Source organism: Vreelandella titanicae BH1 (assembly GCF_000336575.1).
GTDB classification, from domain to species: domain Bacteria; phylum Pseudomonadota; class Gammaproteobacteria; order Pseudomonadales; family Halomonadaceae; genus Vreelandella; species Vreelandella titanicae.
The window spans coordinates 1-603 of sequence record NZ_AOPO01000048.1 but is presented as its reverse complement, the minus strand read 5'-3'; the positions used below and the strand labels follow the sequence as shown (position 1 = coordinate 603).

Below are 603 nucleotides of genomic sequence, written 5' to 3'. Positions count from 1 at the left end.
GAGCCTGAACCCGAGCCAATTGAGCTCGCCAACTTTGTTGATATATTCACTGAAAAGGGATGGGAATTGCCATCTGAGCTCTTGGAACAGCTGCGTAATACCGCCACCTTTGTGCGTTACCCTGAGTTCGATACGGTGCTGACACCCATTATCCGTTTATACAACGGCATTCTTGATCGCGTTGCTGAACGGGAAGGCTTGGAGTACTGGGTGGCACAGCAAAATGCAGAAGGCAGCTTCAACGATATTGTTCAGGACTTTATGTTAGCAGAAGAGGTGAGCACCGCGTTACAAGCCATGGGCAGCGATAATGCCACCTTTGTGGATACGCTTTATCAAGCCGCACTAGGCCGTGCCGCGGATGAGAGCGGCCGCGATTACTGGGTAGACATCCTTGAGAGCAACAACGGGGATCGTAGTGAGGTCGCCCGTTGGTTTGTCCAATCACAGGAGTATATCAACGCCAACCCTCCTCTAGTGAACGGCAATAAGCTGCTGGCCTGGGGCGTGAACCTAGAACAAATGGAAATGCGCTCGCTGGGTTTTGATACCGGCGTAACGGCCGATCAAGACGACTTAGCGGAGACGTTAGTCCGGCTTTAT

1 protein-coding gene is annotated in these 603 nt (G+C 52.1%); it reads left to right on the top strand.

The features are described from left to right. Positions 1-66 precede the first annotated feature (66 nt). Positions 67-603, top strand: a 537-nt coding sequence (locus tag HALTITAN_RS24395; RefSeq protein ID WP_161609197.1) for a DUF4214 domain-containing protein, incomplete at its 3' end; no start/stop codon positions are given.